Source organism: Methylobacterium sp. E-041, from assembly GCF_022829665.1.
Lineage (GTDB): Bacteria > Pseudomonadota > Alphaproteobacteria > Rhizobiales > Beijerinckiaceae > Methylobacterium.
This window is the reverse complement of record NZ_JAKSYQ010000132.1, coordinates 1-21,067: the sequence shown is the minus strand read 5'-3', so window position 1 is coordinate 21,067 and position 21,067 is coordinate 1. Positions and strand designations below refer to the sequence as shown.

The following is a 21,067-nucleotide window of genomic DNA, read 5'->3' as shown; positions in this document are numbered from 1 at the left end:
CGCGCGATCGTCACGACGGCATCGTCGCAATCGCGTGCCGAGACGGGTACGGATCCGGGATTTCCCACGGATCGCGGTCGTCTAGAACTCGAGGCCGGGGCTTTTCAGGGCGTCGGCCTCGCGGCTGCAGAAGGCCTGATCCGGGGGCTTGCGCTCGCCCGCCAGCACCTTGGCGAGCTCGGCCCGCGCCCGGTCGAGATCGGCCCGGAACGCGGCGTCGCCGACGAGCGCCGCGAAGATCACCGAGCCGTTGGTGCGCCCGGCGGCGACGTCGCTCAGCCAGTGCACGCCGCAGACCACGCGGCTCTCGCCGTAGGCCCGGCCGCGGGCGAGGATGGCGGTGGCCTTCTCGGGCACCAGCGCGGCCATGATCAGGGCGTAGGCCCAGCCCTGGGTGGCGTGGCCCGACGGATAGCTGAAGCTGTCGGCGAGCGCCTGGGTCCGCTGCACGCAGATCGGCGCCTCGTTGCCGACGAAGGGGCGCAGGCGCCGGTAATGCACCTTCGGACCGCGGGTGCCGGCGGCGATGTCGAGGCGCGCGCGCTCGAACAGGGTGATCACCGCCGGCACGCGGGCCTGGTCGATGCGGGTGCCGAGCACGCAGGCGAAGGTCTCGAGGATCGCGGCCGCGCCCTCGGCCACGTCGGTGGCGGCCATCTCCCAGCGCGGCGTGCCCTTCATCGCCCGCGTGGCGTTGAAGGCGGCGCGGTCGGCCGCCTCCAGGGTCGAGTGGCTCGCAGGCGGCGCCGGCAGGATCTGGACGGTGTCGGGCACGCCCGTGCCGGTCAGGTACGGCTTGTGCGCCGGCTTGTCCGGGCGGACCGGGTCGGCGGCGACGGAGGGCGCCGACGGCTCGGCCGTGGCCGGGGTCTCGGCATGCACGGCGGGAGCGAGGAGCGCGAGGAGCGCCAGGGCGATCGGGAAACGCGGCATCGGGTCCGTCCTCCGGGGCGGGCGAGGCCCAAGCCATAACGCCCGGACGTTGAACGGGATACGACGGCACCGCGACTTTTCCGATCGCGACCTCACCTCTTCCCTCTCCCGCTTGAGGGGGGAGGGAAGAGCCGCCCCCTCAGAACCCGGACGGCGCCCGCAGGTGCCAGTCGGTCGCGCCCTGGAACGCCTGCCCGATGCGCAGGGCCAGCGCCTCGTCGTAGCCGCGGCCGACGATCTGCAGCGAGAGCGGCAGGCCGCCGCGCGAGACGCCGTTCGGCAGGCTGAGGCCGCACAGGTCGAGCAGGTTGGCGAAGCGCGTGAAGCGGGAGGGCAGGTGCAGCTCGTCGACCTCCGCCAGGGGCACGGCCGCGGTCTCGGTGGTCGGCGTCAGGATCGCGTCGATCCCGTCCCAGGCGCGCGCGAGGTCGCGCTTGAGCGCGTCGCGGCGCTCGAGCGTCGCGAGGTACTCCTGCGCCGACAGGGTGCGGCCGCCGAGGATGCGCGCGCGCACCGCGTCGCCGAGCGGCGCGGCCGCGTCCTCGGCGAGCGCGCCATTGACGAAGTAGGCCTCGGCGTTGGTGATCCCGCTCATCGCCACGAGGTCGGCGAAGCGGAACGGCAGCGCGACGTCGACGATCTCCGCGCCGAGCCCGGACAGCACGTCGAGGGAGGCGTCGTAGGCGGCCAGCATCTCGGCCGAGCAGCCGTCCCGCTCGGCCTCCGGCATCCGCGCGAGCCGCAGGCCGCGCACGCCGCGGTTCAGGGTCGGGAACGGGTCGACGGGCAGGATGCCGCGGGTCGCCGGGTCGAGCGGATCGGGGCCGGAGATCGCCGCGTAGAGCAGCGCGGCGTCGGCGACGCTGCGGGCGAGCGGGCCGGGGGTGTCGAGGGTCGCGCTGAGCGGGACGATGCCGTGGGTCGAGACCCGGCCGACGGTGACCTTCAGCCCGGTCAGCCCGCAGAAGGCCGCGGGCAGGCGCACCGAGCCGCCGGTATCGGTGCCGATGCCCCAGGGCGCCATCCGCGCCGCCACCGCGACGCCGGTGCCGCTGCTCGATCCGCCGGGCGTGCGGGCGACCGCGAGGTCCCACGGGTTCCACGGGGTGCCGAGATGCGGGTTGGTGCCCCAGCCGCCATAGGCGAACTCCACCGTGTGGGTCTTGCCGAGCACGATCATCCCCTGCGCGATCAGGCGCCGGGCGATGGTGGCGGTGCGGGCGGCGCGCCGCGCCCGGTGGGCGGCCGAGCCGCCCATAGTGATGCGGCCCTCGAGGTCGATCAGGTCCTTCAGCGCGATCGGCACCCCATGCAGCGGCCCGACCGCGTGGCCGGAGCGGATCGCCCGGTCGGCGCCCTCCGCTGCCAGCCGCGCATCGTCGGCGAACACCTCGGTGAAGGCCTGGAGCTTCGGCTCGCGGGTGGCGATGCGGTCGAGCATCGCCGCCACGGCCTCGACCGGCGACAGCGTTTTGCCGGCAATTCTGTTTGCGAGCTCGGTCGCGGAGAGGTCGGCGATGGCGTTCGTCGTGTCGGTCATCCGGAAGGACCCTTTAATGTCCGGTCGTCGTGGTCGGGGGCCATCCCGTCGTCCCGGGGCGCCGCTCACGCGGCCCCGGAACGACGGGGCGTCGAGCGTCGGACGCGGCTACGGCAGGCTCACCAGCGTCAGGTCGACGAACCAGCTCTGCGGCGAGACGAACCCCTTCACCTTCGGGCTCATGCCGCGGGGGTTGAGGTCGTGGACGACGTAGAGCCAGGGCGGGTCGTCGACGAGGCGCTCGTGCGCGGCCTTGGTGGCGGCCGAGATCTCGGCCGGGTCGCTCGATTCGGCGAGCGTTTTCAGGGCCTTGTCGAAGGGCGCGTCGGTCCAGTTCGGGAAGTTGAAGCCGTTGGGCGGAAACCGGTCGGCCGCGAAGTAGCGCACCATCACGCCCGCATCGGATGTGGGCGAGGAGACGTTGAGGGCGTTCGAGCCCTGCAGGCTGGCCGCGTCGGGCAGCGCCCGGCTCGAGTTCAGCAGGATCTGCCACTCGACGACGTTGAACGACACGTCGACGTCGCAGGCCTGCTTGAGGTTCTCCTGCAGGAACTCGTTCATCGGCATCGGCGACATCTGGCCCGAGCCTGAGGCCGAGATCATGATCTTCAGCGCGAGCGGGTTCCTGGCGGTGAAGCCGGCCTCGGCCAGCAGCGCCTTGCCCCGCTTCGGATCGAAGCCGTAGCGGTTCTTGGGGGTGCCGAAATCCGGGTTGCCGTCGTTGAACCAGCCGCTCGCGGCCTCCGCGGTGCCGTTGAGGAAGCTGACCACCGCCGCGCGGTCGACGCAGTAGTTCAGGGCCTGGCGCACGCGCACGTCCTTCACCGGGCTGTTGGTCGCGCCGATGTTGAAGATCCACGGCCAGACATGCGGGTAGGTGCCGGTGGTGACGGCGAAGCCCGCGGCCTTCAGCGACGGGATCGCGTCGGGCGCCGGCACCTCGATCCAGTCGACCTGGCCGGCCCGCAACGCGGCGATCCGGGCGTTGGCCTCGGGGATCGGCATCAGGCGGACCCGGTCGACCTTGGCGAGGCGGGACCTGTCCCAGTAGCCGTCGTTGCGGGCGAGATCCGCCGATTCCCGCGGCGTCACCTTGGTCAGCTTGAACGGCCCGGTGCCGGCGGCCGGCACCGCCTGCACCTTGGCCCAGTCGCGCCCGGCCTTCTCGAACGATTTCGGGGAGGTGAACAGCAGGTACACCGCCATGTAGGGGAAGTACGAGGCCACCTGCGTGGTGGTGATCTGCACCGTCCTGTCGTCGAGCTTCTTGTAGCTGCCCATGATCGGCACCCGGGCGCGGGAGATGCCGGCGCCCTGCGCCTCGAATTGCGGGCTGTCGTTCTTGAAGTAGCGGTCGAGGTTCCAGATCACCGCGTCGGCATCGAACGCTTCGCCGTCGTGGAAGCGCACGCCGTCGCGCAGGTGGAAGGTCCAGACCCGCTTGTCCTCGGCCGACTGCTCCCAGGCGGTGGCGAGCGCCGGCATCAGCCCGGCCGGCCGGTCGGTGCGGGTGAGGTCCCACTGCACCAGCCCCTCGAAGATCGGGTAGCCGAGGAAGCGCATGCCCTCGAAGCCGTTGTTGGGCATGCCGGTGGCGGTGGGAATGTCGGTCGCGGTCATCGCGATGCGCAGGACGCTCTCGGCGAGCGCCGGCGGCGCGGCCAGCGCGGTGGTGACGGCGAGGGCAGCCAGGGTACGGCCGAGCATCGTGCGGCTTCTCATGCGTGGGTCCGGGAAAGCCCCTGCGGGCGAGGGGGGAGGCCCCTGCGGGCGAGGGGGACAGTCCCTCCGGGCAAGACCTGCGCCAACGATCTTGGGTTGTGCCGCAGGACAATGGCGTCTTGGGCGTTGCGCCCGGGCCTTGCGCCGCCCTATCCCGCGGCACCACGATGGCGCCTTCGGAGGTTTCGCTCCCGGCGGGGCCTGCGGTTCCGGACCGCCAGATGAGGGATGAGCGCGTTGGCAGAGACGATGAACGGCGCCGAGAGCCTGGTCCGCACCCTGGTCGCGGGCGGCGTCGAGGTGTGCTTCACCAATCCCGGCACCTCCGAGATGCATTTCGTGGCGGCGCTCGACCGGGTCGAGGGCATGGCCTGCGTGCTGTTCCTGTTCGAGGGCGGCGCGACGGGGGCCGCCGACGGCTACGCCCGCATGGCCGACAAGCCGGCCTCGACCCTGCTCCATCTCGGCCCCGGCCTCGCCAACGGCCTGGCCAACCTCCACAACGCGCGCCGCGCCCGCTCGCCGATCGTCAACATCGTCGGCGAGCACGCCACCTACCACCGCATCCACGACGCGCCGCTGACCTCGGACATCGCCGGCTTCGCCCGGCCGGTCTCGGCCTGGCTGCGCATGGGCACCACCGCCGAGGCCATCGCCGCGGACGGCGCCGACGCGATCGCCGCGGCGCGGACCGCCCCGGGGCGGATCGCGACCCTGATCCTGCCCGCCGACACCGCCTGGAACCCGGGCACCGGCATCGCGCCCGTCCCCGCGATCCCCGAGCGCGCGCGGGCGGGCGCGGATGCGCTGGGGCGCGCCGTCGCGGCCCTGGCCTCGGGCGAGCCGGCGGTGCTGCACCTGTCCGACCGGGCGGTGCGCGGCGAGGGCCGCCGCATCGCCGCCCGCATCGCGCGGAAGACCGGCGCCAAGCTGCTGGCCATGGCCGCCAACGCCCGGATCGACCGCGGCGCCGGCACGGTGCCGATCGAGCGCCTGCCCTACCCGATCGACGCCGCGATCGAGACCCTGGCGCCCTTCCGCCACGTCATCCTCGTCGGCGCGACGCCGCCGGTCGGGTTCTTCGCCTATCCCGGCAAGCCGAGCGTGCTCAGCGCGCCGGATGCCGAGACGATCGTGCTGGCGACGCCGGAGGAGGACCAGATTGAGGCGCTGGAGCGGCTGGCCGAGGCCGTCGGCGCGCCGGCGGACGAGTCGTCGGCCGCCGGCCCGCGCCCGGAGCTGCCGACCGCCGGCGCGCTCGCCGACGCCGCCATCGGCCGGGTGCTCGGCGCGCTGATCCCCGAGGGCGCGATCGTCTGCGACGAGTCGATCACCACCGGCCGCAACTTCTTCGGGCAGACCCATGCGGCCGCGCCCCACAGCTGGCTCCAGCTCGGCGGCGGCGCGATCGGCCTCGGCATCCCGATGGCGACGGGCGCCGCCATCGCCTGCCCCGGCCGCAAGGTGATCGCGCTGCAGGCCGACGGCAGCGCGCTCTACACCGCCCAGGCGCTGTGGACCCAGGCGCGCGAGCGCCTCGACGTGGTGACGCTGATCTGGTCGAACCGCTCCTACGCCATCCTGCGCCACGAGCTCGCCAACGTCGGCGCCGCCAATCCCGGCCCGAAGGCGATCGGCATGCTGACGCTGGACGACCCGGCGATCGACTGGGTCAGCCTCGCCAAGGGCTTCGGCGTCGAGGCGCGCCGCGTGGAGAATTTAGCCGACTTCATCGACGTGGTCCGCGGAGCGCTGGCCCGGCGCGGGCCGTTCCTGATCGAGGTGGCTCTGTGAGGACCGGACAGACAGCCGCCGCGTCCGTTTCCTCTCCTTCAGCCGGCGTGCCGATGCCCGAAAGGCCCTCCCTCCCCCTCTCCCCGCACGCGGGGAGAGGCCCGCAGGCCCCTTGTCGTGCCTGCGGGAAGCGGTGGCGAAGCCGAAGCGGCGGTGAGGGGGCGTCAACGGACGCGACTCCTTCGTCGAGACCCCCTCACCGTCGGCTGCCGCCTCGCCGCGACGACGAGGTCGTCGCGGCCCTCTCCCCGCAGGCGGGGCGAGGGGATGCGCGCGGATCTCGGCGTGATGCCTTGCCGTCGACGTCCCGGCTTGCGGCATCAGGGCAGGGGACGCGGGCGTGACCACCTTCACCCTCCCGGGCCTGTCCGCGCCCGCCGAGATCCGCGTCGACCGCCACGGCGTGCCGCATCTCCGCGCCGCGTCGCAGGACGACGTCTTTCGCGTGCAGGGGTTCAACGCCGCCCGCGACCGGCTGTGGCAACTCGACCTGTGGCGCAAGCGCGGCCTCGGGCTGCTCGCCGCCGATTTCGGGCCGGGCTACCTCGCGCAGGACCGGGCGGCGCGGCTGTTCCTGTACCGCGGCGACATGGAGGCCGAGTGGGCGGCCTACGGGCATCCGCGCACTCGGAACATCGTCGAGGCCTTCGTCGCCGGGCTGAACGCCTACGTCGCCCTGACCCTCGAGCGTCCCGACCTGCTGCCGCCGGAATTCGCCGCCCTCGGGACGCGCCCGGCGGCGTGGGCGCCCGAGGACGTGGTCCGCATCCGCAGCCATGCGCTGGTGCGCAACGTGGCCTCCGAGGTCGCCCGCGCGCAGGTGCTGGCGCGTGCCGACGCCGAGACCGACGCCCTGCGCAAGGGCCTCAGCCCCCCGCACGCGACGATGCCGCTCGGCGATCTCGAGCCGGCGCACTGGCCGGACGACCTGCTCGACGTGGTCCGCCTCGCCACCGCGCCGGTTGGGTTCGATCCGGCGCGGCTCGCCGCCACCCGCGACGCGGCCTGGGCCTGGACCCGGGTCGACGCGCACGGGAACGTCGGGCGCGAGACGATCGCCGAAAACCCCGAGCCGGCCGGCGACGGCTCGAACGCCTGGGCGGTCGCGCCGTCGCGCAGCGCCACCGGGCGGCCGATCCTGGCGAGCGACCCGCACCGCGCCTACGCCCTGCCGGCGCTGCGCTACGTCGTCCACCTCACCGCGCCCGGGCTCGACGTGATCGGCGCCGGCGAGCCGGCGCTCCCCGGCATCAGCATCGGCCACAACGGCAAGGCCGCCTTCGGCCTGACCATCGCCCCCTTCGACCAGGAGGACCTGTTCGTCCTCGACGTCGACCCCGGCGACCCGGACCGGTTCCGGTTCGACGGCGGCTGGGCGCCGATCGAGCGGGTGCACGAGCGCATCCCCGTCCGCGGCGAGGCCGACGAGCCGGTCACGCTCGGCTTCACCCGCCACGGCCCGGTGATCTGCGAGGACCGCGCCACCGCCAAGGCCTTCGCCGTCCGCACGGTGTGGTCCGAGCCCGGCGCCGGCGCCTATCTCGGCAGCCTGGCCTATCTCGACGCCGCGACGCCGGAGGCCTTCGGCGCGGCGCTGCGGCACTGGTCGGCGCCCTCCATCAACCAGGTCTACGCCGACGTGACCGGGCGGGTCGCGTGGTTCACGGCGGGCAAGGCGCCGATCCGCCCGAACTGGGACGGCCTGCTGCCGGTGCCGGGCGACGGCCGATACGCCTGGGCCGGGTTCCACGACGGGGGAGACCTGCCGAGCCGGATCGATCCGGGCGCCGGCTTCGTCTACTCGGCCAACGAGATGAACCTGCCGGAGGAGTACCCGGCTGAGGCGCGGAAGCTCGGCTTCGAGTGGCACGAGCCGTGGCGCGCCCGGCGCATCCGCACGGTGCTGGCGCACCAGCCGCAGCACGCGCCGGCCGATTCGCAGCGGCTCCAGGGCGACGACGTCTCCGAGCCGGCGCTGCGGCTGGCGCACCTCGCCGCGACGCTGGCCGCGCCCGCCGACGCGGAGGCCCGCCGGGCGATCGCCCTGCTCGAGACCTTCGACGGGCACCTGCACGAGGGCTCGGCCTCGGCCGCGCTGGTGGAGGTGTTCTGGGTGCACCACCTGCGCCCGGCCCTGCTGCACGCCCTCGTGCCCGATCCGGAGACCCGGCGCCTGCTGCCGCCGGGCGACCTGCCGGCCCTGCTCGACCGCCTGGAGACGCCGCGCCCGCCGCTCGACCGCGCCGCCCGCGACGCGCTGGTCGAACGCACCCTGGCGGCGGCCTGGCGGGACTGTGCGGCCCGCCTCGGCCCCGATCCCGCGGCCTGGGCCTGGGGCCGCCTGCACCACGCGCTGTTCGCGCACCCGCTCGGCCCGCGCGGCTTCACCGGCCACGATGTCGGCCCCCTGCCGATGCCGGGGGCGGGGCCTTGCGTGATGCACGCCGAGTACGACCCCGCGACGTTCCGGATGACGCACGGCGCCTCGTTCCGGATGGTGCTCGACGTCGGCGACTGGGATGCCGGCGTCTTCGTCAACGCGCCGGGCCAATCCGGCCACCCGGCGAGCCCGCACTACGCCGACCATGCCGAGCCCTGGGCCCGGCGCGCCTACCGTCCGCTGCTGTACTCCCGCGCGGCGGTCGACGCCGCGACGGAGACGGTGATCACGCTGGTGCCGGGCGGCGACGGCGCCTGACGGGATCGCTCTGGACGAAGGCCCCGCCTTCGACCGAGCGGACGCCGACGCCGTTCCCGGGCCTCGAACGAAGACAGGCCCCCCGCCGTCCCTCCCCCCCCTCTGCGGGGGAGGGAAGAGGCTCCGCGCGTTCCGTCATCCCGCAGCGGGTCGCGAGCGCGCCGGCGCCCAGCGGCGCAGGGCGAGGTGGGTCGGGAGGAACAGCAGGGTCGGCAGGCCGACGATCAGGCCCGCGAGCCAGGCCCAGGCCGGAACCCAGGTCTGCGCCGCCCGGTCGCTCATGCCCCAGACGTAGTTGATGTTGACCGGGGTCAGGCCCGGCTCCGGCGTCGGCGGCGGCATCAGGAAGAAGCACGCCAGCAGGGTGACGATCGCGAGCGCGGTCCAGGTCGGCAGGGCGCGGCAATCGTAGCCGAGGCGGCCGACCAGGTAGATCAGCAGGAACGGCAGCCAGCCGTGGAAGCCCGACAGGCCGCGCAGGAACGGCGCGGTGCTCCGATCGAACATGTAGGCGGTCATCCCGGTGATCGGGCAGCCGAGGGCGGTGCCGAGGAAGTCGAGCACCCACAGCAGTTGCGGCGCGACGAGGCCGACCGCGCACATCGCGACGAGCAGCGGGCTCTCCAGCCAGATCCCGACCAGGGTCAGCAGCAGCGACTGGTCGCAGAAATACAGGAAGTTCGTCGGGCCGTAAGAGGACAGGTAGGTCGGGACCAGGACCGCGACGAAGGCGGTGTAGGCGAGCTTGACGGGCATCGGGATGCGCCCGCGCGAAGCGGGGGCGAGCGCCGGGGATTCGGGCATCGGATCGTCTCGGCTGGCGAAGGGACGGGGGAATTCGGGTCCGGCGAGGCCCGGCCGGGATTTCGGCAGGGCCCCGCGAGGGGGCGTCGGTCCTGTCTCGGGTCGGACCTTGCCCGGATCGGACCCTGCGCGGATCAGTCCTTGCCGACCGACATCAGCAGGCGCTCGGTCTTGGCGTCCTCGATGCGGTTCACCATGCGGCGGCCCTCATGCACGTCGCGCACCGTCTTGGTCGCGGTGATGCAGGACTGGACCAGCATCACCACGCCCATGGCGAGGTAGCCCTTGATCCAGATGTCCACCGGCAGGAACAGGATCCCGCAGGCCACCATCGCGGCCGAGCCGAGGAAGGCGGCGTAGGTGAAGGTGACCCAGGCGCCGGAATGCTGGGTGGTCTCGTTGTTCATGACACGCTCCTGATGCGGGACGGGAAAGGGATGGGATGCTCGGTGGGTCAGGCGGCCGGGGCGAGCCCGGCCTTGCGGCGCAGGCGCTCCAGCACGTCGCCGCCGGTCGGGCGGGTGCGCGGGCCGAAGCCCTCGCGCGCCAGGCGCTCGGCGATGTCGGCGCCGTCGGCCTCGGCAAGCGCCGCCTCGGTGTCGGTCGCCTCGGCCTGGAGCGCGCGCAGGCGCGCCAGGGTCGCCTCGGCCTCGCGCAGGGTGGCCGTGTCGCCGCGGCCGGTCTGGGCCGAGAGCCGCCGCACGGCTTCCGTCGCGCCGGCGACCCGCCGGCCGCGTTCCAGCTCCGCCTGCCGGCGGGTGGCGTCGGCGACGGTGGCGCGGATGCGGGCGACCTCGGCGGCGAACCGCGTGCGGGCCTCGTCGATCGCCCGGCGCTCGGCCTCGAGCTCGGCGATCGCGTCCGCCGCCTCCGCCGCGAGGTCGTCGCGCCCGGCGGCGAGCGCCGCGACGGCGCGGCCTTCGAGGTCGGCCGCCCGGGCGTCGATCTCGGCGCCGCGGCGGGCCTCGGCCTGGTCGCCGGCGATCGCCACGGCCAGCGCCCGACGGCTGCGCTCCAGCGCGGCGCGGGTCTCGCGGATCTGCTGGTCGAGGATCAGCAGGGCGTTGCGGTCGTGGAGGTCTTCGGTGGCCCGGGCGACTTTCCCCCGGGCGAGGAGGTTGAGCAACTTGAGCATGGTGGGGCTCCCGCGTTATGAACATCGTTCACATCCGGAACCTCCCACGAACATGAACAGCGTTCAAGTGCGCGATTGCACGTCGTGCAAAATAGGGCCGCGAGGCGGCGCATGACTGGGCTGGCCGACGGCGGCAAGCCGACGAAGGCGGAGGCTCGCCGGGAAGCGCTTCGCACCACGCTCGTTGCCGCGGCGGAGCGCCGGATCGCGGCGGACGGGCTCGGCGCCCTGCGCGCCCGCGACCTCGCCGCGGATGCCGGCTGCGCGCTCGGCGCGATCTACACCGCGTTCCCGGATCTCGACGCGCTGATCCTCGCGGTGAACCTGCGCACGCTCGGCCTGTTCGAGGCGGCGCTCGGGCCGGAGGCCGACGGGTTCGACGCGGCGGGCGCGGCCGACGAGCTCGTCCGGCTGGGCCAGGCCTATCTCGCCTTCGCGCAAGGCCACGCCAGGCGCTGGCGCGCCCTGTTCCAGCACCAGCTCGCCGACGGGCGCCGCCCGCCGGACGGGTACGTCGCCGAGCAGGCCCGCCTGTTCCGCCGGATCGAGGCGCCGTTGCAGGCGCTGCGCCCGGACCTCCCGGCCCTCGAGCGTGTCCTGCTCGCCCGCAGCCTGTTCTCGGCGACGCACGGCATCGTCATGCTCGGCCTCGACGCGCGCCTGATGGTGCTGCCGGTCGCGGTGGTGCGGGACCAGCTCGATCTGCTGATCCGCGCCATGGCGACGGGATTGGCGAACGCGGGCGGGGCGGGCGCCGCGTGACGCGCTCGGCCGCGCCGACGCTGCGAACCGACGCTCAGGGCGCCTCGGCCTTCGCGATGGCGCGGACCGCCCTCAGCGCGTCCGCCCGGCTCGCGTCGCTCGCAAGCCCGCTCCACAGGCCGAGAAGCTCGCGCAACCCGGCCAGATCGCTCGGCGTGGCGGCCTCGCCGAACAGCGACGCGACCGTGCCGCCGAGCGCTTCGGCGAGACGGCGAAGACTGTCGTTCCCCTCCCCGACATCGTCGCGACCGGGGGTCTTTCCGCGATCCGGGCCGGGCTCAACACACATCGACGGTCGCCTCTTAAATAGCCATGCGACCGCACGCGTTCTCGTATTCTGCATTCAGAACGCTTTTACGGCAATACGCAACCTCTGGTCGTAAGGCGGCGTTGTCGGCTTAAGTCTGAGTTGGCAGATGAGAACATCGCTTTGAAGACAACATGATGGCGACAGACGAAAGGTTCTCCGCCGGGGCCATGGTCGACGCTTGCCTGCGGCTCTACGAAATCGTCCGCGAGGTCGGAACACCCGAGATGGTCATGACGTGCCGTCTGCTGCTCTATCAAGCCGGATTGCAGATTGCGGACGAGGTCAAGGCCGAGAAGGACGGCGCAAGACGCGACGAACATTGACGGCGTGGGAAAGGCCGGGACCCGGTCCCCGCTCCGTTCCCGCGATGCGTCCGGCCCGACGGGCCTGTCTCGAGGCTCGATCGGTCTTGCCTCGGTCGGTCCTGCCTCAGTCGGTCTTGCCGTCGAGGCCGAGCCAGTGGCGGCCGTCGCGGGCCAGGAGGTCGTCGGCGGCCTTCGGGCCGGGGGTGCCGGCCGCGTAGTCCTCCACCGGGGCGGTCTTCCAGGCCTGCAGCAGCGGCTCGACCGCGGCCCAGCCGGCCTCGATGTTGTCGGCGCGCTGGAACAGCGTCGCGTCGCCGGTCATGCAATCGTAGAGCAGGGTCTCGTAGCCGACGTTGGGCTGGTTCTGGAAGAAGTCGGCGTACTTGAACCCCATCGTCACCCGGCCGATCTGCATCTGCGGCCCGGGCACCTTGACGTTCAGCTCGGTCCCGGCGCCGTGGTCGGGGTCGATGGTGATCCGCATCACGTTGGGGCTGAGCTCGGCCACCGGCGTGTCGGAGAACAGCTGAAACGGCGCCGGCTTGAACAGGATCGCGATCTCGGTGCGGCGCCCGGTCATGCGCTTGCCGGTGCGGACGTAGAACGGCACCCCGGCCCAGCGCCAGTTGTCGACCTCGAGCTTCAGGGCGACGTAGGTCTCGGTGGTCGAATCCTCGGCCACGTGCGGCTCTTCCCGGTAGCCGACGACCGGCTTCCCATCGAGCGTGCCGGCCGTGTACTGGCCGCGCACGGCGTGGTCGGGCTGGATCGGCTTCACGGCCTGAGCGAGCTTGGCCTTCTCGCCGCGCACGTCCTCGGCCTTGAACGAGTTCGGCGGCTCCATCGCCACCATGCACAGCAGCTGGAACATGTGGTTGGGCACCATGTCCCGCAGCGCGCCGGTGGGCTCGTAGAACCCGCCGCGCTCCTCGACGCCGACGGTCTCGCCGGCGGTGATCTGGATGCTGTCGACGTATTCGCGCCGCCAGACCGGCTCCAGCATGCCGTTGGCGAAGCGCAGAGCCATGATCGACTGCACCGTCTCCTTCCCCAGGAAGTGGTCGATCCGGTAGAACTGGCTCTCGTCGCCCTGCTTCAGGATCCGCGCGTTGAGCGCCTGCGCCGAGGCGAGGTCGGAGCCGAACGGCTTCTCGATCACCACCCGGCGGAAGGCGTCGTCCGCCTGCTTCAGCAGCCCGGCCTGGCCCAGCCCGTCGACCAGGGTGCCGAAGAAGCGCGGCGCCACCGCGAGGTAGAACACCACGTTGCCCGAGACCTTGCCCTTCAGGGCCTCGAAGGTCTTGGCATCCTCGAAGTCGCCCTTGAGGAAGTGGATGCGGTCGCGGATGAAGCCCCAGCTCTTCGGGTCGATCCGGTCGGCGTGGAACTCGGAGCCGGGGTCCTTGCTCAGGGTCTCCATCGAGGTGGTGAGCTCGGTGCGCAGGCCCTCGTCGCTGCCGTCGTTGTGGTCGACGCCGAGGATGGCGAAGCCGGGATCGAGCAGGCCGGCGCCGGCGAGGTTGTAGAGCGAAGGCATCAGCAGGCGCTTGGTCAGGTCGCCGGCGGCGCCGAAGATCACCAGCGTGCAGGGCGGCGCCGGCTTGGTGCCGCAGGCGGCCTCGTCCTTGAGGGGCGCGTCATGGCTCGATTCGGGCATCGGCGTCGTCCGGTTCTGCGACGCGATGGTGCGTCGCGGCATTCGATCGCACGTCAACCGGCGACCGCCACGGCCGTTCCCGGCGTGACGCGATCGTGTGGGGGCGGGAAGGGCCGGCTCCTCACCCCCTCCGGCGCAGCACCACGCCCGGCAGCGGGCAGGCGGCGGGGGCGACGGTGAGCACCGCCGCGCCCGGGCACAGGGCGCGGCAGCCCTGCGCCGCCTCGATCTGGTCGCGGCCGCAGGCCGTCGCGGTGCAGAACCGCCCGAGATCCTCGCAGGTCGCGCGGAAGCGGCCGGCGTCCGGCCGCTCGCGCAGGTCGGCGGCGGCGGCCGGGGCCGCGAGGGCGAGGAGCACCGAAAGAACGAGCCTGATCACGGGTCCACCCCATCGCCTCGCGCGGTCGCGCCTGCGCGAGGCGCCGACGTAGCATGGCGGCGCCTCGCGCCCTATGGCATGCACGCGACAGGCGACAAGAGGACTTGGCGGACACCGTGCTCGACATCCAAGGCCTCTCCAAGACCTATGCCGACGGCACGCAGGCGCTCGCGGGCATCGACCTGTCGGTGGCGGCCGGCGAGATCGTCGCGCTGATCGGCGGCTCGGGCTGCGGCAAGACCACCCTGCTCCGGCTGATCGCCGGCCTGGACCGCGGCAGCGCCGGCACGATCACGCTTGACGGCGAGGCCATCGCCGCGCCGCATCCCGGCGTGGGCCTGGTGTTCCAGGAGCCGCGCCTGCTGCCCTGGCTCACGGTGGCCGACAATGTCGGCTTCGGCCTCGACGGCGTCCGCAGGCCCGAGCGCCGCGCCCGCGTCGCCCACGCGCTCGAGCGGGTCGGGCTGTCCGAGCACGCCGCGCGCTGGCCGCGCGACCTGTCGGGCGGGCAGCAGCAGCGGGTCTCGATCGCCCGCGCCTTCGTGGCGCGCCCGCGGGTGCTGCTCCTCGACGAGCCGTTCTCGGCGCTCGACGCCTTCACTCGCAAGGACCTGCACGGGCACCTGCTCGCGCTCTGGGCCGAGACCCGCCCGACGATCCTCATCGTCACCCACGACGTCGGCGAGGCGGTGGCGCTCGCCGACCGCGCCGTGGTGATGCGGCCGAAGCCCGGCCGCCTCGACGAGACGGTGCGGCTCGGCATCGCCCGCCCGCGCGATCCCGCCTCGCCGCAGAGCGAGGCCTCGACCCGCGCGATCCTGGCGGCCCTGGACCGCTCGCTGCGCCCGGCCGAGGCCCAGGTCGCCGCGGCGCCCGCCGGGAACTGGTGGTAGCGGGCGGCGCCGGTTGAGCCGCGGTGCGGTTCCCGCTAACGGCGACCGATCAAGACCCACGATGGAGGAGACGACGATGGACGCCACCACGCTTCGCGCGCTTCAGGCCCCGCTGAAGGACCAGTACCGCAACACCCCGGACGACGCGGTGATCACCCTGCGGGCCAAGGGCTCGCTCGACGACACGGCGATCGCCTGCAAGGTCGAGACCGGCCGCGCGCTGGCGGTGGCCGGCCTGCACCCGGCGACCGGCGGCTCGGGCGCCGAGCTGTGCTCGGGCGACATGCTGCTCGAGGCGCTGGTCGCCTGCGCCGGCGTGACGCTGAAGGCGGTGGCCACCGCCCTCGAGATCCCGCTGCGCGCCGGCACGGTGAGCGCGGAGGGCGACCTCGACTTCCGTGGGACGCTCGGCGTCGACAAGGCGGCGCCGGTGGGCTTCCGCGCGATCCGGCTCGCCTTCGCGCTGGACACCGACGCGCCGCAGGACAAGCTCGATCAGCTGCTCAAGCTGACCGAGCGCTACTGCGTCGTGTTCCAGACCCTGAACCACAAGCCGGAGCTCGCCGTCACCGCCGCCCGCAGCTGAGGGGAGCGCCCACGAAAAAGGGCGGCGGAGCCGAGGCTCCGCCGCCCGTTCGTCCGATCCTGCGATCGGAGCGCGGCTTACCGGGCCAGGCTGCCGGTCCGCGACAGGGCGCGGCCGGTGCGCACCGGGGCCTCGTCGCCGAGGCGCGGGCCGATCGAGCCGGTGGTCAGGGCATCGCCCTCGCGGGCGGAGTCGACCCAGGCCGGCATGCCGAAGAAGCTGCGCGAGTCGGTGCGGTCGACGCGGGGGGCGTCGAAGCCCTGCGAACCGAAGCCCTGGGCGAAGGCGGAGGCCGGGGCGGCGAGCGCGAGGACGAAGGCGAGGGAGGCGAGACGCTTGGTCATGGTCGGTTCCTTGTCGTGATGGACGACCCGGTCTCGCGTCGCTGCGCGCACCCCGTGGCCGTCACTGCCATGACCGGGAGATGGTGCGCTGCGGAACGGTTTCACGTGCGCTTTCGCACGTGCGAGAAAGTCAGATTATAGTTCTATTTCAATGAGATCGTAGAACTATTCCACCGCGTGCGCCGCCAGGGATATCCCGGTGCCGTTGCTCGACAGTCCATTCGAGGCACCGCGCTCCCTCCCCCGCACCCCGTGTGCCCAAGTCGGGCCTGCCCGACTTGGGCACACGGGGTGCGGATCTCGGGCAAGCCCAAGATCCGTCGGGGGGAGGGAAGGGGCGCGTCGCGCTTTCGCCGATGGAAAAAGCGCCTCACCCGGCCGAGACGAGCCAGCACCCGGCCGCGAGCCGCACGGCGCCGTCGTCCGCATGGGGCAGCACCGCCGCGGCGACGGCGGCGAGGGCCGCCCGGCGCAGGGGCGGCTCGGCGTCGCGCAGCAGGCGCGAGACCGGGCCGAGCTCGACCGCGACGGCGGCGGCCGCCTCCGCGGCGGCGCGGGCCGAGCCGTCCGCGGCGCGCCCGAGCACGAGGTCGCGCACCACCGGCGCGACCGAGACGGCGCCGAAGCCGGCCTCCGCCAGCAGGCGGCGCAGGGCGTCCGCGTCGGCGAAGCGGAACGGCCCGGGGCCGGCGAAGTCCGGCGGCCCCGCATCGGGCACCAGCGGCAGCACGGCCGCGCGGGGCACGGTGACCCACGGGTTGTCGGCCATCGCCTGCCAGCACAGGAAGGTCAGGCGCCCGTGCGGCGCCAGCGCCCGGCGGAGGTTGGCGAAGGCCGCGCGCGAATCCGAGAAGAACATCACGCCGAAGCGCGAGATCGCCCGCGCGAAGGGCGGCCCCGCGAACGCCTGCGTCTCGGCGTCGGCGACGATCCAGTCGATCGGCGCGGCGCCGGCCGGCACCGGCCGCGCCCGCGCCACCGCGAGCAGCGGCTCCGACAGGTCGGCGGCGACGACCCGGCCGGCCGCGCCCACCGCCTCGGCCGCCATCAGCGCCGTCGCGCCGGAGCCGCAGCCGACGTCGAGCACCCCGTCGCTCGGCCGCAGGTCGGCGGCGGCGAGCAGCGCCTCGGTCAGCGGCGCGAACACCGCATCGAGCACGCCCTGGCTGCGCGCCCAGCGCTGGCCGACCGCGCCGTTCCAGTATTCGGCCTGGGTCATCGTCGCTGTCATGGCCTGCTCCGTCGCTCGGCGATCCGGGCGGCATCTTGCATGCCGGGCGGCCGCCGTCAGCGGGGCGCGGCGACGCCGGCGCGTTTCGCCGGTTTCAGGCCGCGGCCATCCGCGCCCCCGCCTGCGACGCCAGCAGGTCCGCCACGGCCTCGGCCGACATCGGCCGGCCGAGATGGTAGCCCTGGAACAGGGTGCAGCCGAACGCCTGCAGCGTGGCGAGGTCGTCGGCGGTCTCGACGCCCTCGGCGACCACCTCGATGTCGAGCCAGCGCCCGAGCGCGAGCACGGCCTGGACCAGCCCGCACTTGTCGTCCGAGCCGGTCAGCCCGGTGACGAAGCTGCGGTCGATCTTGATGCGGTGGGCCTGGAGCTGGCGCAGGGAGGCGAGGGAGGAGTAGCCGATCCCGAAATCGTCCAGCGTCACGCGGATGCCGGCCTCGGCCAGCGCCGTGAGCTTGGCCTGCACCGCGCCGATGTCGAGGGCGGTCTCCTCGGTGATCTCGATCTCCAGCATCCGCGGCGGCAGGCCGAGGGCGGCGAGACGGCCGAGCACGATCTCGTCGACGGCGATCTGCGCCATCTCGCGGGGCGAGACGTTGAGCGCGACCTGGACCGTCTCCAGCCCGTGCCGGCACAGGGTCGCCACCATCGCGCAGGCCTGCTCGAGGATGGCGCGCAGCAGCGACTCGGTGAGGCCGGCCGTCGCCGCCGCCGCCACGACGTCGGCCGGCGGGATCCAGCCGTGGCGCGGGTGGTTCCAGCGCACCAGCGCCTCCAGGCTCACCAGCGTGCGCCCGTCCCGCCCGAAGATCGGCTGGAAGCACACCGTCACCACGCCCTCGGCGAGCGCCTGCGACAGGTCGCGCTCGCTGTCGCGCCGCGTTTCCATCCGGTCGCGCAGGCATTCGTCGAACAGGCGGGCGCGGTTCCGGCCGGCGCCCTTGGCCGCGTAGAGCGCCTCGTCGGCGCAGCTCAGGCGATGCGTCAGGCTGCCGGCGTCGCCCTGGTGGATGCCGATGCTGATGCCGAGCCGGCCGGCGTCGAGGGATTCGAACGGCTCGGCGACCGCGCCGATCAGGCGGGCGGCGAGCACGTCCTGCGCGATCCCCGCCGGCGCCGGCGCGTAGAGCACGGCGAACTCGTCGCCGCCGAGCCGGGCGGCGAGGCTGCCCGGCGGCAGGGCGGCGGCCATCCTTCGCGCCACCTCGGCCAGGACCCGGTCGCCCATGGTGTGGCCGTGGACGTCGTTGACGGATTTGAAGCCGTCGAGGTCGAGCAGCATCAGGCAATGCGCGACGGGCTCGACCGCCGCGTCGTCGCGCAAGGCTGCCTCACCGCGCAAGGCTCCATCACCGCGCAAGGCTGCCTCACCGCGCAAGGCGGCGTCGGCATCCTGCTGGAAGCCGGCGCGGTTCAGGAGGCCGGTGAGGTCGTCGTGGGTCGCCCGCCGCGCCATCTCGAGGGCGAGCGCGCTGGCGCTGGCATGGGCCTCCATGCGCGACTGCGCGAGGGCGCTGGCCTCGTTCTTCAGCCGGCTCGCCTCGCGAAAACCCGCCTCGCACAGGAACGCACCGCGGATCATCGCGGCGAGGTAGAGCAGCACCGTCGCGGCGAGGCAGATCCGGTCGAAGCCGCCGGCCACGAGCAGGCATCCGGCGAACGAGAGCAGCGGCGGGGTGAAGAAGCCGATCGGCATGCGGGCGAAGGCGGTGCCGTAGGTGACGGCGCCGGCGGTCGTGCCGCAGGTCAGCGTCAGGTAGAACACCGTCTGCGCCGCGGTGCAGCCGGCGCACAGCGCCGGAAGGAACGCCCAGACCAGGCCCGACAGCCAGGCCGCCATCCAGACCAGGCGCAGGTGCCGGTCGACCGAGTGGGCGGCGGCCTCCGCCGACAGCGCCGTCCGCGGCGACAGCGCGGCGCAGGGCACGCGGCACAGGGCGAGGCGCAGCAGGTTGGCCGCCGTCGAGGCCGCGAACCAGGTCGCGCCGACGGCGCCCTGCCCGGCATGGATCGCCACGATCATGCCGACCAGGCCGAGGGCCATGTTGATCGGGATGGCGGTCGACATGCTCAGGCGCAGGGCCGCGAGCTGATCCCGCCGGATCAGGCGGTCGAGGTCCGACGGGCTCGGAACCGAACGGGGCCGGTCGTTCAAGGGGTCAGGCACGTCGCATCCAACCTGCAGGCGTTTCTTCGACTGACGCCGGAGCGGTGAAGGATCGCTTAAGCACGCGGCCCGCCGAGCGCCGGACGGCGCGCGTGCGACATCAGCGTCGGGGGCCGCCGCCCGGCCCGCCCGGCCCGCCGAACCCGCCGGGGCCGGCCCCCGGCCCGCCGAAGCCGCCGGGACCGCCCGGGCCGCCGAGCCCGCCCGCGCCCCCGAATCCGCCGGGGCCGCCGTGCCCGCCGCCGAACCCGTTCGGGGCCGTGCGGGTGTCGATGCCGAACCCGCCGCCCGGTCCGTTGCCGCCTGGGGCGCTGCCGCCGAGCCCGCCGCCCGCAGATCCGCCGCCCGGTCCACCGCCCCCCGGCCCGCCGCCGCCGGACCCACGGCCGCCGCGCTCGAAGCGTCCGTCCGGGCCGCCTCCGGGCAGGCCGCGGCCGTCGATCCGGTCCGGCGCGCGCTCGAACAGCGGGTTGCGGCCCGGCGCGGTGCCGCGTTCGTCGAGGCGCAGGGCCTCGACGGTGAGGCGCCCGTCGGCGGCCGGCCGCGTCGTCAGCACGGCGCGGACGCTGCCGCGGCGCGGGATCGCCGCACCGGCCGGCCCGGCGACGTCGAGGCCGGAGCCGAGATTCATCCGGCCGCCGCTGCGGCCGATATAGGCCTCCACCGAGACCCGGCTCAGCCCCGGCGGGAACGGCAGCGCCTCGCTCGCGCGGGCCACCTTGAGCACGCCGCCCGCCGCCTCGCCAGCGACCGCGGCGCGCCGGCCGGCGGGCAGCGCGTCGGCGCCCTCCAGCCGCAGGCGTCCGATCACCGGGCGGCCGTCGCGGTCGTGCCGGACCGGGCCCGCGACGCGGGCGGGGCCCTCGGCCCGGGGCTCGATCAGGCTGGCGACGACGACGCCGTCCGGCCGGCGCAGGCCCGACACCGCGACCCGGTCGCCGACCGCCCAGCGCCCGGCGACGCCGGCCGTGGCGACGCTCTGGCCGAGGACGACGAGGGCGCCCTCGGCCACCCTCTCCACCGGCCCGACCACCTCGCTCGTCACGTCGATCCGCCGGGTCGCGAGGCCGCCCGCCTCGGCATGGGCGACGACGTGGACCACGTGGCCGATCCGCATGTCGGCGGCGCGCGCCGCAACCCCGTCGATGCGCACGCTCACGTCCTCGGGATAGGCGATGCGCAGGTCGTTGACGACGATCGAGCCGAAGCGGCGGATCGTGCCGATCACCCCCGTGCCGCCGATGCCGCGGTCGCCGTCCCCCGGCGTGTCCGTCGGCCGCGCCCCGGTGCCGCCGATGCCCTGGTCGCGCGGCGCCTCCTGCGGCAGCGCGCGCCCCGGAACCAGGGCGGCGCCGGCGAGCAGGCGCAGGACGAGGCGGCGGGTCGGAGCGCTCATGCGCGCGGTCCCGGGGCGTCTGAATGCGAAGAACCTCGCGGGCCACGCTCCCCCGCAGAGGGGGGAGGAAGGGCACCTCGTCCGAGCCGGTCGCTCGACGACCGAACACCGCCCCGATCCGCGCGCGATCGTGCGACCGACAGGGTTCCGACCGACAGGTTCACGCCCCGGCCTCCGGCGTGGCCGGCAACGCCTCCTCGGCAGGGGGGACGCCCGCGCGCGGCGGCACGGCTTCGGCGTAGACGTAGAGGCCGAAGTTCCAGCGGTGGGGGCCGCCGGGATCGGTGGCGCAGGCGGCGTGGGCCTCGCGGTTGGCCTGGGTCAGCGCCTCCATCGCGATCTCCTTGGCGCGCGCCTCCAGCCGCCGCGCCAGATCCTCCGACAGCCCGTCGTAATGCACCGCGCGCTCGA

19 protein-coding genes and 1 pseudogene are annotated in these 21,067 nt (G+C 73.9%); 6 read left to right on the top strand and 14 right to left on the bottom strand.

Going from position 1 to position 21,067, the window contains the following annotated elements:
- Window positions 1-81: 81 nt before the first annotated feature.
- From MKK70_RS12120 to MKK70_RS12110, 3 genes are all read right to left on the bottom strand, one after another.
- The gene (locus MKK70_RS12120; RefSeq protein WP_147729549.1) at window positions 82-933 is read right to left on the bottom strand and encodes an acid phosphatase; all 852 of its coding nucleotides are present in this window, start codon (window positions 931-933) and stop codon (window positions 82-84) included.
- A 139-nt stretch (window positions 934-1,072) separates the two neighbouring features.
- Complete coding sequence (locus MKK70_RS12115; RefSeq protein ID WP_243947969.1) at window positions 1,073-2,473, bottom strand: amidase; 1,401 nt, start codon at window positions 2,471-2,473, stop codon at window positions 1,073-1,075.
- Window positions 2,474-2,581: 108 nt separating this feature from the next.
- A complete protein-coding gene (locus MKK70_RS12110) occupies window positions 2,582-4,195 on the bottom strand; it encodes an ABC transporter substrate-binding protein (RefSeq protein ID WP_243947967.1) in 1,614 nt (537 codons plus the stop codon).
- Between the two features lie 249 nt (window positions 4,196-4,444).
- Here MKK70_RS12110 and MKK70_RS12105 point away from each other — a divergent pair, with 249 nt between their 5' ends.
- Together MKK70_RS12105 and MKK70_RS12100 are read left to right on the top strand one after the other, a co-directional pair.
- The gene (locus tag MKK70_RS12105; protein ID WP_243948026.1) at window positions 4,445-5,989 is read left to right on the top strand and encodes an acetolactate synthase large subunit; all 1,545 of its coding nucleotides are present in this window, start codon (window positions 4,445-4,447) and stop codon (window positions 5,987-5,989) included.
- A 340-nt stretch (window positions 5,990-6,329) separates the two neighbouring features.
- Window positions 6,330-8,687 carry a penicillin acylase family protein gene (locus tag MKK70_RS12100; protein WP_243947965.1) on the top strand — a complete coding sequence of 786 codons (2,358 nt, stop codon included), beginning with the start codon at window positions 6,330-6,332 and terminating at the stop codon, window positions 8,685-8,687.
- A gap of 135 nt (window positions 8,688-8,822) precedes the next feature.
- On the opposite strand, the gene MKK70_RS12095 is transcribed toward MKK70_RS12100, so the two are convergent.
- The 3 genes from MKK70_RS12095 to MKK70_RS12085 all read right to left on the bottom strand — a co-directional run bounded on the left by MKK70_RS12095 (window position 8,823) and on the right by MKK70_RS12085 (window position 10,626).
- A complete protein-coding gene (locus MKK70_RS12095; protein WP_243947964.1) occupies window positions 8,823-9,491 on the bottom strand; it encodes a hypothetical protein in 669 nt (222 codons plus the stop codon).
- A 134-nt stretch (window positions 9,492-9,625) separates the two neighbouring features.
- Window positions 9,626-9,898: a YiaA/YiaB family inner membrane protein gene (locus MKK70_RS12090; RefSeq protein WP_147729665.1), complete on the bottom strand. Its 273-nt coding sequence runs from the start codon at window positions 9,896-9,898 to the stop codon at window positions 9,626-9,628.
- A 47-nt stretch (window positions 9,899-9,945) separates the two neighbouring features.
- A complete protein-coding gene (locus tag MKK70_RS12085) occupies window positions 9,946-10,626 on the bottom strand; it encodes a PspA/IM30 family protein (RefSeq protein WP_243932883.1) in 681 nt (226 codons plus the stop codon).
- Window positions 10,627-10,737: 111 nt separating this feature from the next.
- On the opposite strand from MKK70_RS12085, the gene MKK70_RS12080 reads away from it, so the two are divergent.
- Entirely contained in the window at window positions 10,738-11,388 is a 651-nt protein-coding gene (locus tag MKK70_RS12080) for a TetR/AcrR family transcriptional regulator (protein ID WP_243947963.1), read from the top strand.
- A 34-nt stretch (window positions 11,389-11,422) separates the two neighbouring features.
- On the opposite strand, the gene MKK70_RS12075 is transcribed toward MKK70_RS12080, so the two are convergent.
- Window positions 11,423-11,677, bottom strand: coding sequence for a hypothetical protein (locus MKK70_RS12075; protein ID WP_147844120.1), 255 nt, complete (start codon window positions 11,675-11,677; stop codon window positions 11,423-11,425).
- Between the two features lie 152 nt (window positions 11,678-11,829).
- On the opposite strand from MKK70_RS12075, the gene MKK70_RS12070 reads away from it, so the two are divergent.
- On the top strand, window positions 11,830-12,021 hold the full coding sequence (locus MKK70_RS12070; RefSeq protein ID WP_147729394.1) for a hypothetical protein: 192 nt from the start codon (window positions 11,830-11,832) through the stop codon (window positions 12,019-12,021).
- Between the two features lie 106 nt (window positions 12,022-12,127).
- Here the strand turns inward: MKK70_RS12070 and zwf are convergent, their stop codons facing one another.
- Both zwf and MKK70_RS12060 read right to left on the bottom strand, forming a co-directional pair.
- Window positions 12,128-13,660, bottom strand: a complete 1,533-nt coding sequence (gene zwf, locus MKK70_RS12065; protein ID WP_243947961.1) for a glucose-6-phosphate dehydrogenase — start codon at window positions 13,658-13,660, stop codon at window positions 12,128-12,130.
- Window positions 13,661-13,781: 121 nt separating this feature from the next.
- Window positions 13,782-14,039, bottom strand: a complete 258-nt coding sequence (locus tag MKK70_RS12060; protein WP_243947960.1) for a hypothetical protein — start codon at window positions 14,037-14,039, stop codon at window positions 13,782-13,784.
- Between the two features lie 116 nt (window positions 14,040-14,155).
- On the opposite strand from MKK70_RS12060, the gene MKK70_RS12055 reads away from it, so the two are divergent.
- Window positions 14,156-14,932, top strand: coding sequence for an ABC transporter ATP-binding protein (locus MKK70_RS12055; protein WP_243948024.1), 777 nt, complete (start codon window positions 14,156-14,158; stop codon window positions 14,930-14,932).
- 76 nt (window positions 14,933-15,008) lie between these two features.
- Entirely contained in the window at window positions 15,009-15,518 is a 510-nt protein-coding gene (locus MKK70_RS12050) for an OsmC family protein (protein ID WP_147729800.1), read from the top strand.
- Between the two features lie 77 nt (window positions 15,519-15,595).
- Here MKK70_RS12050 and MKK70_RS12045 read toward each other — a convergent pair whose 3' ends face one another.
- From MKK70_RS12045 to MKK70_RS12025, 5 genes and pseudogenes are all read right to left on the bottom strand, one after another.
- Window positions 15,596-15,862 carry a hypothetical protein gene (locus MKK70_RS12045; RefSeq protein ID WP_147844124.1) on the bottom strand — a complete coding sequence of 89 codons (267 nt, stop codon included), beginning with the start codon at window positions 15,860-15,862 and terminating at the stop codon, window positions 15,596-15,598.
- Between the two features lie 370 nt (window positions 15,863-16,232).
- Complete coding sequence (locus tag MKK70_RS12040) at window positions 16,233-17,093, bottom strand: class I SAM-dependent methyltransferase (protein WP_243947958.1); 861 nt, start codon at window positions 17,091-17,093, stop codon at window positions 16,233-16,235.
- Window positions 17,094-17,187: 94 nt separating this feature from the next.
- A complete protein-coding gene (locus MKK70_RS12035; RefSeq protein ID WP_409568267.1) occupies window positions 17,188-19,248 on the bottom strand; it encodes a putative bifunctional diguanylate cyclase/phosphodiesterase in 2,061 nt (686 codons plus the stop codon).
- A gap of 112 nt (window positions 19,249-19,360) precedes the next feature.
- The gene (locus MKK70_RS12030; protein ID WP_243947956.1) at window positions 19,361-20,656 is read right to left on the bottom strand and encodes a DUF5666 domain-containing protein; all 1,296 of its coding nucleotides are present in this window, start codon (window positions 20,654-20,656) and stop codon (window positions 19,361-19,363) included.
- Window positions 20,657-20,816: 160 nt separating this feature from the next.
- A pseudogene (locus tag MKK70_RS12025) lies at window positions 20,817-21,067 on the bottom strand (hypothetical protein); the annotation flags it as partial.

Bases quoted from the DNA above. Each gene is read 5' to 3' on its own strand.
- MKK70_RS12120 (WP_147729549.1), bottom strand. From the start codon at position 933: ATGCCGCGTTTCCCGATCGCCCTGGCGCTCCTCGCGCTCCTCGCTCCC.
- MKK70_RS12115 (WP_243947969.1), bottom strand. From the start codon at position 2,473: ATGACCGACACGACGAACGCCATCGCCGACCTCTCCGCGACCGAGCTC.
- MKK70_RS12110 (WP_243947967.1), bottom strand. From the start codon at position 4,195: ATGAGAAGCCGCACGATGCTCGGCCGTACCCTGGCTGCCCTCGCCGTC.
- MKK70_RS12105 (WP_243948026.1), top strand. From the start codon at position 4,445: ATGAACGGCGCCGAGAGCCTGGTCCGCACCCTGGTCGCGGGCGGCGTC.
- MKK70_RS12095 (WP_243947964.1), bottom strand. From the start codon at position 9,491: ATGCCCGAATCCCCGGCGCTCGCCCCCGCTTCGCGCGGGCGCATCCCG.
- MKK70_RS12090 (WP_147729665.1), bottom strand. From the start codon at position 9,898: ATGAACAACGAGACCACCCAGCATTCCGGCGCCTGGGTCACCTTCACC.
- MKK70_RS12085 (WP_243932883.1), bottom strand. From the start codon at position 10,626: ATGCTCAAGTTGCTCAACCTCCTCGCCCGGGGGAAAGTCGCCCGGGCC.
- MKK70_RS12080 (WP_243947963.1), top strand. From the start codon at position 10,738: ATGACTGGGCTGGCCGACGGCGGCAAGCCGACGAAGGCGGAGGCTCGC.
- MKK70_RS12075 (WP_147844120.1), bottom strand. From the start codon at position 11,677: ATGTGTGTTGAGCCCGGCCCGGATCGCGGAAAGACCCCCGGTCGCGAC.
- MKK70_RS12070 (WP_147729394.1), top strand. From the start codon at position 11,830: ATGATGGCGACAGACGAAAGGTTCTCCGCCGGGGCCATGGTCGACGCT.
- zwf (WP_243947961.1), bottom strand. From the start codon at position 13,660: ATGCCCGAATCGAGCCATGACGCGCCCCTCAAGGACGAGGCCGCCTGC.
- MKK70_RS12050 (WP_147729800.1), top strand. From the start codon at position 15,009: ATGGACGCCACCACGCTTCGCGCGCTTCAGGCCCCGCTGAAGGACCAG.
- MKK70_RS12045 (WP_147844124.1), bottom strand. From the start codon at position 15,862: ATGACCAAGCGTCTCGCCTCCCTCGCCTTCGTCCTCGCGCTCGCCGCC.
- MKK70_RS12040 (WP_243947958.1), bottom strand. From the start codon at position 17,093: ATGACAGCGACGATGACCCAGGCCGAATACTGGAACGGCGCGGTCGGC.
- MKK70_RS12030 (WP_243947956.1), bottom strand. From the start codon at position 20,656: ATGAGCGCTCCGACCCGCCGCCTCGTCCTGCGCCTGCTCGCCGGCGCC.